Annotated in this window: 19 protein-coding genes and 1 pseudogene; 10 read left to right on the top strand and 10 right to left on the bottom strand. The window is 53.7% G+C overall.

Annotation, left to right across the window (positions count from 1 at the left end; genetic code table 11):
• The first annotated feature begins 4 nt into the window (after window positions 1–4).
• From fliQ to rcsA, 3 genes and pseudogenes are all read left to right on the top strand, one after another.
• Window positions 5–274, top strand: coding sequence for a flagellar biosynthesis protein FliQ (gene fliQ, locus ACF8PE_RS12005; RefSeq protein WP_032612271.1), 270 nt, complete (start codon window positions 5–7; stop codon window positions 272–274).
• Between the two features lie 8 nt (window positions 275–282).
• Window positions 283–1075, top strand: a pseudogene (fliR, locus tag ACF8PE_RS12000) (flagellar biosynthetic protein FliR); the annotation flags it as partial.
• Window positions 1076–1362: 287 nt separating this feature from the next.
• Window positions 1363–1986 carry a transcriptional regulator RcsA gene (gene rcsA, locus ACF8PE_RS11995; protein ID WP_059307596.1) on the top strand — a complete coding sequence of 208 codons (624 nt, stop codon included), beginning with the start codon at window positions 1363–1365 and terminating at the stop codon, window positions 1984–1986.
• A gap of 102 nt (window positions 1987–2088) precedes the next feature.
• Here the strand turns inward: rcsA and dsrB are convergent, their stop codons facing one another.
• Window positions 2089–2277 carry a protein DsrB gene (gene dsrB / locus ACF8PE_RS11990; RefSeq protein ID WP_032612274.1) on the bottom strand — a complete coding sequence of 63 codons (189 nt, stop codon included), beginning with the start codon at window positions 2275–2277 and terminating at the stop codon, window positions 2089–2091.
• A 339-nt stretch (window positions 2278–2616) separates the two neighbouring features.
• On the opposite strand from dsrB, the gene yodD reads away from it, so the two are divergent.
• A complete protein-coding gene (gene yodD / locus ACF8PE_RS11985) occupies window positions 2617–2844 on the top strand; it encodes a YodD family peroxide/acid resistance protein (RefSeq protein ID WP_032612275.1) in 228 nt (75 codons plus the stop codon).
• A 299-nt stretch (window positions 2845–3143) separates the two neighbouring features.
• Complete coding sequence (locus ACF8PE_RS11980) at window positions 3144–3956, top strand: mannosyl-3-phosphoglycerate phosphatase-related protein (protein ID WP_130588587.1); 813 nt, start codon at window positions 3144–3146, stop codon at window positions 3954–3956.
• Here ACF8PE_RS11980 and dgcQ read toward each other — a convergent pair.
• From dgcQ to ACF8PE_RS11965, 3 genes are all read right to left on the bottom strand, one after another.
• Complete coding sequence (dgcQ, locus tag ACF8PE_RS11975; protein ID WP_392494918.1) at window positions 3938–5626, bottom strand: cellulose biosynthesis regulator diguanylate cyclase DgcQ; 1689 nt, start codon at window positions 5624–5626, stop codon at window positions 3938–3940. The genes ACF8PE_RS11980 and dgcQ overlap by 19 nt on opposite strands.
• A 105-nt stretch (window positions 5627–5731) precedes the next feature.
• A complete protein-coding gene (locus ACF8PE_RS11970) occupies window positions 5732–5914 on the bottom strand; it encodes a YodC family protein (protein WP_032612284.1) in 183 nt (60 codons plus the stop codon).
• 78 nt (window positions 5915–5992) lie between these two features.
• Entirely contained in the window at window positions 5993–6910 is a 918-nt protein-coding gene (locus ACF8PE_RS11965; protein ID WP_032612286.1) for a DUF808 domain-containing protein, read from the bottom strand.
• Window positions 6911–7088: 178 nt separating this feature from the next.
• Here ACF8PE_RS11965 and yedA point away from each other — a divergent pair, with 178 nt between their 5' ends.
• Entirely contained in the window at window positions 7089–8003 is a 915-nt protein-coding gene (yedA, locus tag ACF8PE_RS11960; RefSeq protein ID WP_077227887.1) for a drug/metabolite exporter YedA, read from the top strand.
• Here the strand turns inward: yedA and ACF8PE_RS11955 are convergent.
• From ACF8PE_RS11955 to drpB, 4 genes are read right to left on the bottom strand one after another with little or no spacing between them, the layout of a single operon-like run.
• A complete protein-coding gene (locus ACF8PE_RS11955; RefSeq protein WP_032612290.1) occupies window positions 7975–8466 on the bottom strand; it encodes a very short patch repair endonuclease in 492 nt (163 codons plus the stop codon). The genes yedA and ACF8PE_RS11955 overlap by 29 nt on opposite strands.
• Window positions 8450–9880 carry a DNA cytosine methyltransferase gene (locus tag ACF8PE_RS11950; RefSeq protein ID WP_167347878.1) on the bottom strand — a complete coding sequence of 477 codons (1431 nt, stop codon included), beginning with the start codon at window positions 9878–9880 and terminating at the stop codon, window positions 8450–8452. Before ACF8PE_RS11950 ends, ACF8PE_RS11955 begins: the two co-directional genes overlap by 17 nt.
• 50 nt (window positions 9881–9930) lie before the next feature.
• Window positions 9931–10626 (bottom strand): phosphohydrolase, encoded by a 696-nt coding sequence (locus tag ACF8PE_RS11945; protein WP_032612294.1) that lies wholly within the window; start codon window positions 10624–10626, stop codon window positions 9931–9933.
• Window positions 10627–10667: 41 nt separating this feature from the next.
• Complete coding sequence (gene drpB / locus ACF8PE_RS11940) at window positions 10668–10940, bottom strand: cell division protein DrpB (protein WP_032612296.1); 273 nt, start codon at window positions 10938–10940, stop codon at window positions 10668–10670.
• A gap of 650 nt (window positions 10941–11590) precedes the next feature.
• On the opposite strand from drpB, the gene ACF8PE_RS11935 reads away from it, so the two are divergent.
• The 4 genes from ACF8PE_RS11935 to ACF8PE_RS11920 all read left to right on the top strand — a co-directional run bounded on the left by ACF8PE_RS11935 (window position 11591) and on the right by ACF8PE_RS11920 (window position 16243).
• Window positions 11591–12664, top strand: coding sequence for a porin (locus ACF8PE_RS11935; protein WP_150871720.1), 1074 nt, complete (start codon window positions 11591–11593; stop codon window positions 12662–12664).
• Between the two features lie 133 nt (window positions 12665–12797).
• On the top strand, window positions 12798–14402 hold the full coding sequence (locus ACF8PE_RS11930) for a sensor histidine kinase (RefSeq protein WP_392494917.1): 1605 nt from the start codon (window positions 12798–12800) through the stop codon (window positions 14400–14402).
• Window positions 14399–15124, top strand: coding sequence for a two-component system response regulator DcuR (gene dcuR / locus ACF8PE_RS11925; RefSeq protein ID WP_117385328.1), 726 nt, complete (start codon window positions 14399–14401; stop codon window positions 15122–15124). Before ACF8PE_RS11930 ends, dcuR begins: the two co-directional genes overlap by 4 nt.
• 696 nt (window positions 15125–15820) lie before the next feature.
• The gene (locus ACF8PE_RS11920; RefSeq protein WP_392494916.1) at window positions 15821–16243 is read left to right on the top strand and encodes a hypothetical protein; all 423 of its coding nucleotides are present in this window, start codon (window positions 15821–15823) and stop codon (window positions 16241–16243) included.
• Window positions 16244–16696: 453 nt separating this feature from the next.
• Here the strand turns inward: ACF8PE_RS11920 and ACF8PE_RS11915 are convergent, their stop codons facing one another.
• Window positions 16697–17014: a hypothetical protein gene (locus tag ACF8PE_RS11915; RefSeq protein WP_392494915.1), complete on the bottom strand. Its 318-nt coding sequence runs from the start codon at window positions 17012–17014 to the stop codon at window positions 16697–16699.
• A complete protein-coding gene (locus tag ACF8PE_RS11910) occupies window positions 17014–17253 on the bottom strand; it encodes a hypothetical protein (RefSeq protein WP_057107448.1) in 240 nt (79 codons plus the stop codon). The genes ACF8PE_RS11915 and ACF8PE_RS11910 overlap by 1 nt, the downstream gene beginning before the upstream one ends.
• Window positions 17254–17278: the final 25 nt, after the last annotated feature.

Raw genomic sequence — 17278 nt, 5'->3', positions numbered from 1 at the left:
CGCAATGACGCCAGAATCGGTCATGATGATGGGCACGGAGGCGATGAAAGTCGCGATCTCCGTTGCCGCTCCCCTGCTGCTGGTGGCCCTGGTCACCGGTCTGATTATCAGTATTTTGCAGGCCGCGACCCAGATTAACGAAATGACCCTGTCATTTATCCCGAAAATTATCGCGGTGTTCGTGGCGATCATTATTGCCGGGCCGTGGATGCTGAACCTGCTGCTGGATTACATGCGTAATCTGTTTACCAACCTGCCGTACATCATCGGCTAAGCCGGGCCATGATCCATTTCACCAGCGATCAATGGCTTGAGTGGCTCGGCCTCTACTTCTGGCCCCTGCTGCGCATTCTGGCGTTGATCTCCACCGCGCCGATCCTCAGCGAGCGATCGATCCCGAAGCGGGTGAAAATTGGCCTCGCCATACTGATTACGATTATCGTTGCCCCGACGCTGCCGCCGGTCAATGTGCCGATTTTCTCGGCTCCGGCGCTGTGGGTGGGGCTTCAGCAGATCCTGATTGGCGTGGCTATCGGCTTTACCATGCAGTTCGCCTTTGCCGCCGTCCGTATGGCGGGGGAGCTGATTGGTTTACAGATGGGTCTGTCGTTCGCCACCTTCTTCGACCCGGGCAGTCGCCTGAACATGCCCATCATCGCCCGTATTATCGACCTGCTGGCGATGCTGCTGTTTATGGCTTTTGATGGTCATCTGTGGCTGATTTCGATGCTGGTGGACACCTTCCACACCCTGCCGATTGGCGGTGATGCGGTGAACAGCAATGCCTTTATGGCCCTGACCCGCGCGGCTGGTCTGATTTTCATCAGCGGCCTGATGCTGGCACTGCCGCTTATCACCCTGCTGCTTACCGTCAACCTGGCGCTGGGTTTACTGAACCGTATGGCACCCCAGCTCTCGGTGTTTGTTATTGGCTTTCCGATCACCCTTACCGTGGGCATGTTGCTTATTTCCCTGTTAATGCCCCTTATTGCCCCCTTCTGCGAGCACTTATTCAGTGAGGTATTTAATCTGCTGAGCAATATCGTGCGCGAGCTTTCAGCGAAATAATAACCCTTGTGTTCTATATTGTCTTTCTGAGGATATTCCTAAAATAAAAACTGCGGAACATCTACCAGGATATATCTGGCGCGGCCTGAATGTTTTTATCCATCTCACAATATTAAACATTTACTTTACTTTAAGAAGTTTCCTGGCAAATTATACGTAACTTTACGGGATAGTGAGTTCGCCTGAAAGTCCTTGTAATGCTCACAGGTAATTTTGTTTTTCCATCCCGTATGGCTGTTATAGAGCTCTCAGGCAGATGGTAAATTATCGTTATGCATTGAGTGAGGGTATGCCATGTCAACGATCATTATGGATTTATGCAGTTACACCCGGCTAGGGTTAACCGGGTATCTGGCAAGCAGAGGGGTAAAGAAAAAAGACATCAACGACGTACATAACGTTGACGAACTTGCCGCCGCATGTGAGACCTTAACGCCAGGTGTGGTGTTTATTAATGAGGACTGTTTCATACATGATCCTGCCAACAGTCAGCAAATAAAGCAGATCATTAATCAACATCCCGGCACCCTGTTTATTGTATTTATGGCGATTGCTAATCTACATTTTGACGAATATTTACGGGTCCGTCAGAATCTTCTGATTAGTTCTAAATCCATTAAGCCCGAGTCACTGGATGACCTGGTGGGGGATTATTTAAGCAAAGAAATAAAAAATGTAGCAGAAATTAAATTTCCGACTTTATCATTAAGCCGAACTGAATCCAGTATGCTGCGAATGTGGATGGCAGGACAGGGAACGATTCAGATTTCTGACCAGATGAATATCAAAGCCAAGACTGTTTCGTCACATAAAGGAAATATTAAAAGGAAGATAAAAACGCATAATAAGCAAGTGATCTATCATGTTGTGCGACTGACAGACAATGTGACCAACGGAATTTTCGTTAACCTGCGTTAATCGCTCCCTTCCCTTTTCAATTGTTGCCCGATCTCTGGCTATGCCAGAGATTTTTCCTCGTTCTGTTCGGGTCGGGCCAGCCCGCGCTACCCGACATGCATGTTACTCCTCGCTTTCGACAAAAATGCCGTCAGGGTGGCCCATCTCGTTAAAGAACCAGATCCCAAGCGGGTAATCTTCCAGCGAAACCAGATACATCGTGCCTTCATTAAATGGCTCAACCGCCAGTACAACACCCGGGCGGCGCGCCCCGCCATCCGTTTTGACTGTAACCCGATCGTTGACCTTCATAAAATCCTCCTCTGGTTTTTGAGCCAGTGTAGAACAAAACAGGAAAACTGGCAGCGTGTTGCCGCGCGACTGACGCTTTTATCAACGGTCTATGCCCTCAAGCTGCCTGACAAAACGCTTACCCCTTTTGCACGGCGCTTTTGCTGGCCCTAATGGGGCGAGGTAACGGGGCGACGCCGCAACTCACCAAGAGCTTATGGGAGGGAGTGACAGGAGTGAGCAAGGACACTGGTGCTGGCCCTAAAGGGGCAAGACCATCAGTCAAGCCGACGCACAGGCATCCTGTAAGTATGACGGGTCTATACTTACGGGTGGACACCGTGTAATCAGGAGTGCGTGATGAAGACCGTAAAAGAGTACAGCGAAACGGCAAAACGGGAAGTGAATGTTGACGTCGATGCCCTGCTCGCCGCAATCAACGAAATCAGCGAGAGCGAGGTAAAACGAATTGAGGATGACCCCACCCGGGTAAGAGTTAACGACAGGGATTATCACACCTGGCGCGAGCTGGCTGAGGCCTTTGAACTCGATATCCATGATTTTAGCGTGACGGAAGTGAATCGCTAAGACGAAAAAAATCCCGGTCATGGGGTGACCGGGATCAAGCTTGCTCATGCAAGAAGCACTTGTAAATTCGTTACATCAGGAAATCTGATGTCGCGTGCAACCTTATCTGCAATTTTTTTGCATGACAAGGAAATATTCTTCATATTTATAGTTGCCACGCGAAATTAAAATGCTACTTATGGTTGCCAACGGGCACCGGATGCGGCTTGAACGGGATCGGTTCCATAATCACCCTTTTTACCGGCCTGTTTTTTTAAGATAATTCTTATCCGCGACCTTCATCTGTCAGGGGAGATGCTATGCCTTCACTTAAGGACCCGCTGCTCATCTATAGCGATCTGGATGGTACGCTGCTGGATATTCATACCTACGACTGGCAGCCCGCCGCTGGCTGGCTGGAGAGGTTACAGGACCACCAAATCCCGGTTATTCTTTGCAGCAGCAAAACCGCGGCGGAAATGCTGCAGATTCAGAGCGATCTCGGGCTGGATGGCCTGCCTTTCATCGCTGAAAACGGCGCCGTGGTCCAACTGGATGTACGCTGGAACGATCATCCCAACTCCCCGCGGCTTATCAACGGCGTTCCCCATGCCGATATCGTCCAGGTCATTAATCAGCTACGCGCCGACGCGGGGTACAAGTTCACCACCTTCGATGATGTTGATGACAAGGTGCTCAGCGAGTGGACGGGGCTGAGCCGCGAACGCGCGGCGCTGGCGCGGCTGCATGAAGCCTCGGTTACGCTCATCTGGCGCGACAGCGACGAACAAATGGCGGCGTTTGAAACCGCACTGGAGACGCTGGGGCTGAAGTTTGTTCAGGGGGCGCGTTTCTGGCATATCCTCGATGCCCGGGGCGGCAAGGACCAGGCCGTCAGTTGGCTCAACGAGCAGTACCTGCAGCGCGACGGCATGTTGCCCACCACCTTAGGGCTGGGTGACGGGCCAAACGATGCGCCGCTGCTGGACAACGTTGACCTGGCGGTGGTGATTAAAGGCATTAACCGCCAGGGCATCCAGTTGAAAAACGACGACCCGGAACGGGTTTACCACACCCAACAGCCCGGCCCTGCGGGCTGGCGTGAAGGGTTGGATCACTTCGTATCGTCCTGACCGACCACCTGATTGCGTCCTCGCTGCTTCGTCTGGTAGAGACGGGCATCAGCGATGGACTGCAACTGTTCAAAGTCATAATTATTGCTTTCCTGAGCGCTGCTCACGCCAATCGACACGCTGATGCGTGCCGTCTGGCTCTTTTTCACCAGAATTTCGCGATCGTTGATGCGCAGGCGGATCCGCTCGGCAATCTGCATTGCCTCCTCAGGGCCGGCCCCCGGCAGGACGACACAAAACTCTTCGCCGCCCACGCGCCCGGCGACGTCGACTTTCCGTATCGTGCTGGTGATTAACCTGGCCGCATGGGTGAGCACCTTATCACCCGCCTGGTGGCCGTAGCGGTCATTAATATTTTTAAAATGGTCGAGATCCATCTGCATCACCGAGTAAGGCTGCTGCTGCTGTTCGCATCGTTTCGCCAGCACTTTCGCCCGTTCAAACAGCGCCCCGCGGTTATTGATCCGCGTCAGGGGGTCGTGCCACGCCTGCCACTGGAGCGAGCTCTGCAGCCGGTACATGTTGCTGACCATCCGGCGGATGACAAACCACGAGACCACCAGCATGCCGGTGAAAAGCAGCCACAGCAGCGTCAGGGCAATCGTAATACTGCCAAAATCGCCTTGCGCCCCTTCCCTGAGGGTGTGGATGCGCAGCAGAACGCCGTTAAAGTGGTCCAGATGCTGCCAGTTAACATAACGGCTCCCCAGCCGTAGCTCCCCTTCTTTATCCTTTTCCATCGCACCGGCAATTTGCGCTCGTTCCCGCTCGTCAAAACGGTTGGCGTGACTGACGACACTCTCCGAGGTGGCGAGCAGCGTAAAGCTCTCGTCGTAGAGCTGGAACTCGCCTTCACCATTACCGTCGACCGCGTCCTGCAGCAGCTTCTTCATCCCCTGAAGGGTAAAATCAATCGCCAGCACGCCGTACCAGTAACGCTGGTAATCGACCGGCACGCTGACCGTGACGATTTGCTCGTTTTGATAATCAGACAGCACAGCGTGGGTAAACCAGCGGACGCTGCGGTCACGGTTATCACGCTGTGACTGCCCGGTAAACCACGGACTGGTCACCAGCTGATAGTAGCGGCCGATAATGTCCCGCTCCGCGTCATGGGGATCGGTTGAGACGTAAAACCCCGCCCGTGAGACGTAAACGACGCGCCTGGCATGCGCCGCCGGGGAGTTGATGCGCAGCAAATAGCCCATTTCGAAGGCGGCGCTCATCTCCTTTTCGAGCCGTTCATCTTCGCGGATCAGACTGTTTGTTTGCTGGACAAAGGCATCCGAAACGCCATGTAGGGTTAAGGTGCGCCGCTCGTCAAAGGTCAGTTGCCACGAGGATTTTGTCCGCAGGTCGCTAATGCGGGAGACGGTATCGTGGAGCACGCTAGAGGCCAGCGGTGTCTCAAGGGCATCCTGCATCCCGTTGCGGAAGAAGAGCAGCTTTTCAACGCTGAACTGTAGCTGGCGATCCAGTGAGTTGACCACGTTCTCCAGATGCGTGTGTTGCGTGGCGGAGTAGGCGTCTTCCAGCACCACAGCTTCGCGCCAGGTCAGTAACGTGGAGAAGATGAGGACAGTAATAAAATAAATATTAACAACCCGGCTCGGATGAAAACGATGACGTGCCGAAGAAAACTCTTTTCTTACAATATCGTCGGGCTGCACACAGACTCCCTGAAAGCCACTTGCGCTATCCGCATGGGCAAATATTACTGCCTGTTAGCGATTATAGCGCACAAAAACGCCCGGCAATGCCGGGCGTAGCGTGACTTAAGCCTTGTCCTGCCGCCGGATGCCATCACCATGCTGAAGCTCCTCTTCACGAAACGCTTCCTGCTTGATGCCGTAACCGTCGTACCAGCGACACTCCACCATTCCGCTTGCATAGCCGGTTACGACCATACGTGGACCGCCGTTTTTAGGCTTAACTTCATCGCTGACCAGAAAGACCATAACCGCCTCCTTTATCAGTGTGAAACTGTATCAATTTAGTCGAGGAATAGCAGTTATGCCTGGTATAGCCAGAAGTTATTAATGTGAGCGACCTCGCATTTTTTCCACGAGTTTTACTATCGCCACCACAATCAGGCCGATGATCAGACCGATCACCAGATTCAGTAAGGTAGGTAAAGTGGCTGAAATAACAGCACCTTGTGCCTGCGCGAAGTGCTCAATGGCATGATGCAGCGGCGCAATGCCATGCACCACAATCCCGCCACCGACGAGGAACATGGCCAGAGTGCCGATCACCGACAGGGATTTCATCAGCCAGGGGGCAACCACCAGCAGGGCTTTACCGGTCATCTTCGCCAGCGCGCTGGTTTTATCACTCAGCCAGTAGCCCATATCATCGAGCTTAACGATGATCCCTACAATGCCGTAGACCCCAATGGTGACCACAATAGCGATCCCGGATAGCACCAGCACCTGGTTCAACAGCGGCGCATCCGCCACGATGCCCAGGGTGATGGCCACGATCTCAGCCGAAAGAATAAAGTCGGTGCGGATTGCGCCCTTAATTTTATCCCGCTCAAAGGTAACAGGATCCTGTGCTGCCAGCGCTTCCAGCCGCTGTTGTCGCGCCGCCGGGCTTTCCTTGTCTTTCTCTTTACGCGATTCCAGCGTGTGCAATATTTTCTCTGCCCCTTCAAAACAGAGAAACGCCCCGCCAATCATCAGCAATGGGGTAATGGCCCACGGGATAAAGGCGCTGATCAGCAGTGCCAGCGGCACGAGGATCACTTTATTGAGTAAGGACCCCTTTGCGACAGCCCAGACCACGGGCAGCTCCCGATTGGCGCGTACCCCGGTGACCTGTTGCGCATTGAGAGAGAGATCGTCGCCCAGTACGCCCGCGGTCTTTTTCGCTGCCAGTTTTCCCATCATCGAAATATCGTCCAGCAGCGTGGCGATATCATCCAGCAGTGTTAATAAGCTACTTCCCGCCAAAATTACGTTCCTTCTTTTTTGTTAATAACCTGAACAGTATGGAGTAAAACCCGCAACCCCGAAACCATCCCGTTTATGTCAACAAATAATTCACAACTGACACACAATTAAAGGACTCGCCAGCATGATAGTTTTCACGTTAACTATATGCGTCCTTTTTATTACGCCGTGAGGGAGTATGCGTTTCAGGCAAGTTTTACCATTAGCAGGCGCGCTGTTTGCGCTCTATATCATCTGGGGATCCACCTACTTTGTGATCCGTATCGGCGTGGAGAGCTGGCCACCTCTGATGATGGCGGGGGTGCGTTTCCTCTCTGCGGGGGTGCTCCTGCTAGCGTTTTTATTCCTGCGCGGCCACAGGCTTCCGCCGCTGCGCCCGCTTCTTAACGCCACCCTGATTGGCATCCTGTTGCTGGCGGTCGGAAATGGCTTTGTCACCGTTGCGGAACACCAGAATGTCCCCTCCGGGATTGCGGCGGTAGTGGTGGCGACAGTTCCTCTGTTTACCCTCTGCTTCAGCCGCATGTTTGGCATTAAAACGCGCAAGCTGGAGTGGCTGGGGATCGCCATCGGGATGGCGGGCATTATTCTGCTCAACAGCGGCGGTAATCTGAGCGGGAATCCTTGGGGGGCGCTGCTGATCCTGATGGGGTCGATGAGCTGGGCATTTGGGTCCGTGTATGGCTCACGCATTGAACTCCCTTCAGGGATGATGGCCGGTGCCATTGAGATGGTCACTGCCGGGATCGTGTTGCTGGCGGCATCGATGCTCTCAGGGGAGAAGCTGACCGCCCTGCCCGATACCTCAGGCTTCCTGGCGGTGGGTTATCTGGTTATTTTCGGCTCGGTGATTGCGATTAATGCCTATATGTTCCTGATCCGCAATGTTTCTCCAGCGGTCGCCACCAGCTATGCGTACGTCAACCCGGTGGTGGCTGTTCTGTTGGGGACGGGTCTCGGCGGGGAGTCGCTCTCTGCGGTAGAGTGGATGGCGCTGGGGATCATTATTATGGCGGTGGTGCTGGTGACGTTAGGCAAGTACCTGTTCCCGGCCAAACCGGTGGTTACGCCGTATCAGGCGGAGAAACCTTAAGCGGGCGAATGCCCTGGGTGTCGATCTGGGCGGTCTCTCCACCGCCGCAGATCCACTCCTCCAGCCGCTCCGTCAGCGCGGTATCATCCAGCTTCAACCTGCCGCGCAGCGCGCACTCCCACACCACCAGTACCCGCCAGCCCTGCTGCTGTAGCAGGGCAATATCGCGGTTGTCGCGAATGACATTTTTGCCAATCTTTTCCAGCCAGAAATCGGTGCGGGTCGCCGGGACTTTAAACAGATAGCAGTCGTGGCGATGCCAGAAACAGCCATGGGTGAAGATCACGCACTGGTCGCTATCAATCACGAAATCAGGCCGCCCGGCCAGGCTGGCATCCTGCACGCGAAATTCAAAACCGATATGCGTCAGCAGGCCAGCCAGCCGTTTTTCGATGGCCGTATCCCGCGTGCCGATGGCGCGCATGTTTTTACTGCGGGTGGCCTTATTATGAACGTCCGCCATCAACTACTCCGGCTTTGCGTAGCGCTACCGCCTGCAAAATACGGGACTCCAGCAGCCGGGCGACGGCGGCAAACGCCGGAACCACCACCGAATTACCAAACTGGCGGTAAGCCTGGGTGTCAGACACCGGGATGCGGAAGTGGTAGCCCTGCGGGGTTTCAAACCCCATCAGGCGGGCGCACTCACGCGGCGTCAGGCGGCGAGGACGGTGGCGCTGGTTCTCTGGATCGTCAAAATCACGCTCGCCGAGTGCTTTGTCCCAGCCCCGGTCAATGAGGATCTCGGCTCCGTCTTTGTAATAGCGCGCCGACAGGGTGCGGGCGATGCTATGGGGATTAGTGGGATCGACCATCCCGAAGCCAAACCCGTTGCCCTTCGCCTGATGCTTCTGCGCATAGCGATACAGGTATTTCCACAGCACCGGGGTAAGAATAAATTTCGCGTCTACCACCGGCTCCAGCAGATCGGCAATCGTGGGTCGGCGTGTCGGCCACAGTCCCGGGAGATCGCGCAGCGTGAAGTTGCCCCCCAGGTTGAGATCGCGACGAAAACCCACCAGCACAATGCGCTCGCGATGCTGGGGCAGGAAGTGTTTGCCATCAATGATCTTCGGATCGTCAGGCCCGCTCTCCGCGGCATCTGCCACGTCATACCCCAGGTCGTCCAGGGTCTGCATGATGATGCGGAATGTTTTGCCCCCATCATGGCTCTTCAGGTTTTTAACGTTTTCCAGCACGAAGATCGCCGGACGGCGGGCGTCAATAATACGCGCCACGTCGAAGAACAGCGTTCCCTGTGTGTCGCAGGCAAAACCGTGCGCGCGGCCAAGGGCGTTTTTCTTTGATACGCCCGCCAGGGAAAACGGCTGACAGGGGAAACCCGCCAGCAACACGTCATGCGCCGGAATGGCGTCACGGATGTGCTGCGCCGCCTCGTCGTCGGTCACGCCGCTCTGGTGGCTGAGCGTCACTTCGCGGATGTCATCGTTGAACTGGTGCGCGTCGGGATCGCAATACCAGTTGGCTTTATAGGTGCGCACCGCGTGTTTATTCCACTCGCTGGTGAACACGCACTGGCCGCCAATCGCCTCAAAGCCATGGCGGATGCCGCCAATTCCGGCGAACAGATCGACAAAGCGGAACGCATAGTGAGGATGACAGGCCGGAGGGCGCGGCAGCAGGTTTTGCAGCATGCCATATTCACCGTCGCTGAGGCGATGGCCTGCCCGCTCGCTGGTGACCAGTCGCTTGAGGATCGCCGGGCTCCAGTGGCTATCACCCTGAGCATTCAGAAGATGCGCCAACGTTCTGGCATCATAAATTTCCAGCAGCTGGCTCAATAACGCCTGGACTGACGCCGTTGATTTCTTTGCCAGCTCAAGCGCGGACTCCATCACTGATACATTTTCCTGCATAGATTTAACCGGGCCAAATGAGACTGAAGAGAGAGTAACACAGAAAGACATTACAGACTGTCGCGGAAACGCTGCAGGACGGCGGTGTCGATGCCGTCGTAATCACCGCGTAGCTCTGCACTGAGCCGGGCCATAAACTGGATCAGAACATCGGCACTCTGTCGCGCAAGCTGCCGACCGGCGTCGGTCTGCATGGTTTCGGGCAGGCGAAGCAGTTTGGTCTGGAAATGGTCCAGCGCATAGGCCCGGTCGTTCAGCTCACGCGCATCGGCAAAAGGGTCCTCCGGGTCGAAGAGCGGCACTCCCAGCGCGCCGGACACGGCAAAGACGCGCGCCAGGCCAATCGCCCCGAGGGCCTCCAGCCGGTCGGCATCCTGCACAATTTTCGCTTCAACGGTGAGCGGCGTAATGCCCGCGCTGAAGCTGTGCGCCTCGATAGCATGCTGGATGGCGGCATAGTGATGGGCGGGAAAATCGGCAAACGCTTCCCGCAGAATGGCTATCGCTTTTGCGGAGGCCAACTGCGACGAGCGGCCCCGCTGTGGATGATTTTTCGGCAGGCTGACAATATCGTGAAAATAACAGGCCGTCAGGATGACCAGCGCATCGCCACCCTGATCTTTCATCAGCCGTTGTGAGGTGTGCCAGACACGACGAAAATGAGAAATATCATGAGCGGTATCATCGGTGGCATGATGCGCCTTCAGCCAGCGTTCAAAACGTTCCTGCCATTGCACGAGTTCCATAGTGCTGTCCCTACTGTGAAAAACCGTACAATAGCAATTATTTACTCCTCTGACACATCACGTGGCCGGGTGTACCAGGCAATGGCGCCGAGGATCGCCCCCACCGCGCTTAACAGCAGAAAACCGAACAGGGCACTCAGCCATTTACCCGACGTCGAGCCGAGATCGCCCTCAATCAGCGGCCCCGGTCCCGAGGTGACCTTACTGACGATCCAAAAATAGCGTGCCATCGCCCAGATGAAATAGCCGCAAAAGGCGTAAAATACCCACAAAGCCAGCTTGCCTCCCAGGCTGCGATCGTGTTTCTGTTCCATGTAGTCCTTTTTCCTTTTCGCGGCAGGGGTTCGCCGCATTCACATCGCCAATCTGACCCCGGCAATAAATCACATTTTTCAATTAAACGCACTCCCCCGGTGCAGTTTTTCCGCCGATGACCGCGTCAGGCTGAGCTTTCGCCACTAAAGATAGACCAGATTTATTATTCGCTCATATTTATGAGCCTGAAAAATATCTTGAGCGAGAAGGCAGGGATAAATGGATTTATCGCGCATTTTTATCCGGGAAAGGATATTTGTTTAAACGCGCAACTGTGCAATGATGAGAGCGTTAAAGCATTTTTAGCGTTACATCCTCAGAAAATCTTCATTATCGCCTTCATTTTTCGCCCGATATTATTATCGGGCTTTTTTATTACCTGTCTTCCCCGCCCAAAGCATACACGCAATAAATCAAACCAATTCAATCCATAACCAACTGCTATGAAAATCTATACACCAGAAATATACCATCAAAAAACCCATAGAAATAAAATATAATGACATCTATATTAATATTTTGAAATAATCTAAAGGATTTAGTTACATTTATTTTTAAAGAGTAAAATCCCACCCTGAAATAGTATTACCCCGTGCCCTGGAAAGGGTTACGTATATTCATTAAGAAAATACATTAAAGGGAATATATAATGAAAAGAAAAGTTCTGGCAGTCCTCGTTCCTGTTTTATTAAGCGCTGGCACAGTCAATGCCGCGGAAATCTATAACAAGGACAGCAATAAACTCGACCTGTACGGAAAGATGGTCGGAAAGCGCGTCTGGAACAACACTGATGATAGCAATAGCGAAAACTTTGATGACTCCTACGCCCGTTTCGGCTTTAAAGGCGAAACACAAATCAACAACGAACTGACCGGTTACGGCCAGCTTGAGTTCAACCTGGGCGCCAGCGCGCCGGAAGGCCAACAGAATGAAGACACCCGTCTGGCGTTCGCGGGCCTGAAGTTCGGTAACTACGGTTCATTTGACTATGGCCGTAACTACGGCGTGGCGTATGACGCGGGCGCATACACCGATATGCTGGTGGAATGGGGTGGCGATTCCTGGGTTCATACCGATAACTTTATGACCGGCCGTACCACCGGTGTGGCGACTTATCGCAACGCCGATTTCTTCGGCATGGTTGACGGGCTGGATTTTGCACTGCAGTACCAGGGCAAAAACCACGACAGCCAGGTTAAAAAAGGCAACGGTGATGGTTACAGCACCTCCCTCGCCTATAACGTCGATGGCTTCGGCTTCGTTGGTGTGTACGGCAAGTCCGATCGTACTGACAACCAGTCTGTTGACGGCTATGGCGATACCGCTGAAGTCTGGTCTCTGGCGGCAAAATATGACGCCAACAACCTTTACGCTGCCGTCATGTACGGTGAAACCCGTAACATGACCTGGGTTAACGATAACGGTTTTGCCAACAAAACGCAGAACGTTGAAGCCGTGGTGCAGTATCAGTTTGATTTCGGCCTGCGTCCTTCCCTGGGTTATGTTTACTCCAAAGGCAAGGACCTGGGTGCGCGTAACGGCCAACGCGGCGTAGATGCCGATCTGGTCAACTATGTTGAACTGGGTACCTGGTACTACTTTAACAAGAACATGAACGTTTATACCGCGTACAAGTTCAACCTGCTGGATGAAGACGACGCGGCTATTACTGGCATGCCTGCTGACGACCAGTTTGCAATGGGTATCGTTTACCAGTTCTGATTGCCTGTTACACCTCTTTCAAGCCCGCTGCGAAGCGGGCTTTTTGCTTTCTGCCGCCACCAGCTTTACATAGCTTTAACAAATTAACGCCATCAGCGATAATGCCTGCTTTTCCGCATGTCCTGGAGTTTCAATGCGCGATTTGCCGCCCCTTCCCCCCACGCACACGCGCCCAATGAAACTGAATACCCTGGTCACGCTGATGGTCTACAGCGTGACGGGCGCGATCTTGCTGGTGATTTTTGTCCTCTATTTTGCGCAAATTACCCGGGCCACGCGGGATGGTGTGCGGGATACTGCCCTCGCGGTGGCCAGAACCCTGGCCGATAGCCCGACGGTGATCCGGGGCTTAGCCTTGCCACCGGACAGCAACATCATTCAGCCTGTCGCCCTGACGGTCATGCAGCGCAACAACCTGCTGTTCGCCGTCGTCACCGACATGCACGGGCGCCGTTATTCACATCCCAACGGCGCCCTGCTCGGCAAAGCCTTTATTGGCGACGATCTCCGGCCTGCGCTGGAGGATAAAGAGAATGTCGCCATCAACCACGGTGTGCTGGGCGAGGCACTGCGCGTGTTTACGCCGGTCTATAACGCTCAGCATCAGCAGATTGGGGTGGTGGCGGTAGGGATCTCCCTGGATAAAGTGGAGCAGCAGATCGCCCGCAACCGCTGGGACGCCATCTGGCTGGTTCTGTTCAGTGCCCTGCTCGGTGCGCTTGGTGCCTGGGGGCTGGTGCGGATGCTCAAACGGGTGCTGTTTGGCCTGGAGCCTTATCAGATTTCGGCTCTGCTGGAGCAGCGCCAGGCCATGCTGCAATCCCTGCGCGAAGGGGTAATCGCAGTGGATCAGCAGGGGCATGTGACGATAATCAACCATGCCGCCCGGCAGATTTTGAATACCAGTACCAGCGGCCATGCCCTGCACGAGACACCACTGCTGGCGAACCTGCGTGAGGTATTGCAAACCGGGCTGCCGCGTCAGGATCAGGAAATCAACTGCCACGGTCGGCTATTGCTCTGCAACACCCTGCCCGTCAAAAGTGATACTCAGTTGATGGGCGCTATTACTACCTTTCGCGATAAGACCGAGATCAGCCAGCTGCTACAGCGGCTGGACGGAATGGTGAGCTATCTGGATGTACTGCGCAGCCACTCCCACGAGTTTATGAACAAGCTGCATGTGATCCTTGGCCTGCTGCATATGAAGCACTATGCCAAACTGGAAGAGTATGTCCTGCTGACGGCCAATGCCTGGCAGAACGATGTCGGCACACTGCAGCGTAACGTGAAATCGCCAGTGGTGGCGGGCTTTCTGCTGGGCAAGATCAACCGCGCCAGAGAGCGGGGATTCAGCCTGACGCTTTCCGACGCCAGTCAGGTGCCGGACAACCCGAATGAACAACAGGTCGCGGGGCTTATCACCGTGCTTGGCAACTTGATCGAGAATGCGCTGGATGCACAGCCTGAAGGGGAGATCGGCCTGCTACTTCACTATCAGCGGGGCTGGCTCAGCGCGGAAGTCAGTGACGATGGTCCGGGCATCGCCCCCGAGCATCTGCAGGACATTTTTAGCAAAGGGTTTTCCACCAAAGGGGAAAACCGGGGCGTGGGGCTTTATCTCGCCCGTCAGCAGATTGAAAACCTGGGCGGGGAGATCGCCGTTGAATCTGAGCCGGGCGTGTTTACCCAGTTTTTTGTTCAGCTCCCCTGGGACAGTGAAAGGAAAAGCGCGTGATACATGTTTTGATTGTCGATGATGATGCCATGGTGGCCGATCTTAATTGTCAGTACGTTAACCGGGTGAACGGTTTTTGCTGCTGCGGCGTGGCCACCACCCTGGCTGAGGCCGGGGCGGTGCTGAACGCGCCCGCCAGGCAGGTGGACCTGATTCTGCTGGATGTCTATATGCAGCGTGAAAACGGCCTGAGCCTGCTGCCGGTTATCCGCGCATCCGGGCGTAACACTGATGTCATCATGATCACCTCGGCGTCCGATGCCGCAACCATTCAGACCGCCATGCACTACGGGGTGGTAGACTACCTGATCAAACCGTTCCAGTTCCCGCGCTTCGAAGAGGCCCTGAACGGCTGGCGTGAGAAAAAAGCCCTGATGGCGTCGCATCAGTATCATGACCAGGCGGATGTCGATCGGCTGATGCGCGGCGGTGCGCCAGGGCTGGCAGACAGTCGCCGCCTGCCGAAAGGACTCACCCCACAGACGCTGCGCACGCTGTGCCTGTGGATTGATGCCCATCCGGGTATCGAGTTTTCCACCGATGATCTGGCACATGCGGTCAATATCTCGCGCGTCTCTTGTCGCAAATATCTGATTTGGCTGGCACAGGTCAACATTTTGCACACCAGTATTCATTATGGTGCCACCGGACGACCCGTGTATCGCTATCGTCTGCGTGCCGAGCAGGTTGCCCTGCTCAGGCAATATTGCCATCAGGAGTAACGCCCGTAATACAACCGATTCGGGTAAACATCCTGATTTAGCTCACATATATTGTTTTGCAGCGGTAAAGGTCTGTTACTTCCCGTAAATGGGATGATAATGTACCCGGCGCACAGGATGTCTGACGAGAAAGCTAGCGGAAAGCGTGACTGAAGAGATAAAGTGGCGGAGAGAGGGGGATTTGAACCCCCGGTAGAGTTACCCCTACTCCGGTTTTCGAGACCGTCCCTTACGCCTTTACTTTTAAGTAGTTACCTTCAATTATGAGAAAAAAGGATATTTTGGTGATGTAATTCTTTCAATAACTTGCACCCAAAGATGATTGCGTTTTCTCAGTCAATGCAGGGTTAACTGACTGGCGGGGGCGGAGGTTCAAACCCCTTGTGCCAGTCAAAACTCTAAAGAATATCTAGCTATTAGGTTGTATTTCGCGAACCAGGTGCAACTGCCAAAGCCGGCTTTGTGCCAGGAACGGACGTTACTGCAGACAAGTTGTATTGATTAACGGTGAGCAGGTCAATTTGCTGTATAAGATTATTGGTGTTCGCAGTACACAGTTTAATTTTGGTGATCCTCCCCCTTGAGTTTCGACCAGTATGTACCTTCTCATCAGTGCTTTGGCTTTCAATCATATTGGGAGCTTGTTATTGTACTGTTGAAAGATTTTTAATTTTCTAACAGACAACGAGAGATAATATGAAATATCCGCTATTGGCACTTTTATTACTGGCAAGCACAGCCCACGCTTCGTATGAATCTAACGCAGAAGATGCAAAAGTTGAGATGGGACAAGCATTTTATAAGATGGGCGTTCTCACTCAGTCCTTCACAGAGCAGGGAAAATCACAAGGTGAAGCTGTGGGTTATGAGTTCGCCAATAAAGTCGCTTACAAGATGGATGATTTTATAAGTAATGGTATCAATGCAGGAGCCTCCTGTACTGAAATTGCGCAGAAACTAGATGAGCGACTAATTACCCCATTCTCAGAACATATGAAAAACCAGAGTGACACAGTCACGCCGAAAGTTTCTCCCACTTTAATTGACAAATTTATGACGAAGTTCAGAGTCGCTTCTCTCAAGTACGCAAACAACCGCTGCGAGTTTCTCAATGAATAAAATCGCCGATGTGGCTGTAGTCATTCCGAGCCCTGGTCAGGTGCCAATGCTGGAATATGAAACACCATTGTTTCTGTAGTCACTTTTATGGCGGGGCTGGAGCGCCAACTTCAGCTCCTCGCTCATAGCGGACCTTAGACTTTTAGGCAAGGCCATCATGTCTTTATTTCGAATGCGTACAGATGCAGACCGGTTTGATCATCGTTAATCCTGGCGAAGTTTCGAGGCCGCGGGTTCAACTCCCGCCAGCTCCACCAATCATGATTGGACAGTGATAGGACATCACTAGATATAACAGGAAGTTAGCAGTCTCAGCAGGACACCGACCAGACGGTGAGGGGACAAAAAAGGATACGCAAAGGAGCCGCGGCTCCCGAGTGATAAGAAGCCCGCTGATGCGGGCTTTTTTATTGGCGCCGTGTTGCTGATGCAGCAGCTGCTACACGGCATTTGTTACACCGGAATATCATCAGCGTATGTACTGTTGATGAAGAATGTTACACGCCCCATCACTTCGACCTCTTCCGCGGCCTCACCTTCTATTGCTTCGCCATCATCCGTGATTAATGCCCTCCCCCTGAGTTTCGCAAACTGCGTTCGACCGCCAATGAGGATCAGCAGAGTCTGACCCTGTACCAACCGGGTAACTGGTTCGATTAATGCGAACCCGGATGATGTTTCAAGAATGCGGGTATCGATGCCGACGCCGCAGATGAGTTCTGGCGTCATCCGTTGAGACACGTAATCAGCAGCTGGGGATGGAAAGCCCATTACAGACCTCCGTTCGGGTTGTAGAGCATGAAGGTGCGCGCCTGGCCCTCACAGGTCGAAACATCCTTAAAGGTAGAAACGTGGCTCTCGATCCAGTCGTTCGCCTCTTTAAGCGACCAGTTCCAGTTAGCGCGGGCCAGGTGCTTCACGAAGTCCTCAGTAGTCACCGTACGGCGCCCGTTGGACTCGTGTTTAATGGCTGTGTGAAAAGCACCCTCAATATCAATTCTGCGTGGCATAACCCCTCCTTCTTATTTTACTGTT

Origin of the sequence: Leclercia sp. GLN_9, from assembly GCF_043105735.1 — a bacterium.
GTDB classification, from domain to species: domain Bacteria; phylum Pseudomonadota; class Gammaproteobacteria; order Enterobacterales; family Enterobacteriaceae; genus Enterobacter; species Enterobacter adecarboxylatus.
The sequence above is the reverse complement of the archived record's forward strand: the minus strand, read 5'-3'. Positions and strand labels throughout refer to the sequence as shown.

Coding starts and splice junctions, on each gene's coding strand:
- fliQ (WP_032612271.1), top strand. CDS start 5: ATGACGCCAGAATCGGTCATGATGATGGGCACGGAGGCGATGAAAGTC.
- rcsA (WP_059307596.1), top strand. CDS start 1,363: ATGTCAACGATCATTATGGATTTATGCAGTTACACCCGGCTAGGGTTA.
- dsrB (WP_032612274.1), bottom strand. CDS start 2,277: ATGAAGGTCAACGATCGGGTTACAGTCAAAACGGATGGCGGGGCGCGC.
- yodD (WP_032612275.1), top strand. CDS start 2,617: ATGAAGACCGTAAAAGAGTACAGCGAAACGGCAAAACGGGAAGTGAAT.
- ACF8PE_RS11980 (WP_130588587.1), top strand. CDS start 3,144: ATGCCTTCACTTAAGGACCCGCTGCTCATCTATAGCGATCTGGATGGT.
- ACF8PE_RS11970 (WP_032612284.1), bottom strand. CDS start 5,914: ATGGTCTTTCTGGTCAGCGATGAAGTTAAGCCTAAAAACGGCGGTCCA.
- yedA (WP_077227887.1), top strand. CDS start 7,089: ATGCGTTTCAGGCAAGTTTTACCATTAGCAGGCGCGCTGTTTGCGCTC.
- ACF8PE_RS11955 (WP_032612290.1), bottom strand. CDS start 8,466: ATGGCGGACGTTCATAATAAGGCCACCCGCAGTAAAAACATGCGCGCC.
- ACF8PE_RS11950 (WP_167347878.1), bottom strand. CDS start 9,880: ATGCAGGAAAATGTATCAGTGATGGAGTCCGCGCTTGAGCTGGCAAAG.
- ACF8PE_RS11945 (WP_032612294.1), bottom strand. CDS start 10,626: ATGGAACTCGTGCAATGGCAGGAACGTTTTGAACGCTGGCTGAAGGCG.
- drpB (WP_032612296.1), bottom strand. CDS start 10,940: ATGGAACAGAAACACGATCGCAGCCTGGGAGGCAAGCTGGCTTTGTGG.
- ACF8PE_RS11935 (WP_150871720.1), top strand. CDS start 11,591: ATGAAAAGAAAAGTTCTGGCAGTCCTCGTTCCTGTTTTATTAAGCGCT.
- ACF8PE_RS11930 (WP_392494917.1), top strand. CDS start 12,798: ATGCGCGATTTGCCGCCCCTTCCCCCCACGCACACGCGCCCAATGAAA.
- ACF8PE_RS11920 (WP_392494916.1), top strand. CDS start 15,821: ATGAAATATCCGCTATTGGCACTTTTATTACTGGCAAGCACAGCCCAC.
- ACF8PE_RS11915 (WP_392494915.1), bottom strand. CDS start 17,014: ATGGGCTTTCCATCCCCAGCTGCTGATTACGTGTCTCAACGGATGACG.
- ACF8PE_RS11910 (WP_057107448.1), bottom strand. CDS start 17,253: ATGCCACGCAGAATTGATATTGAGGGTGCTTTTCACACAGCCATTAAA.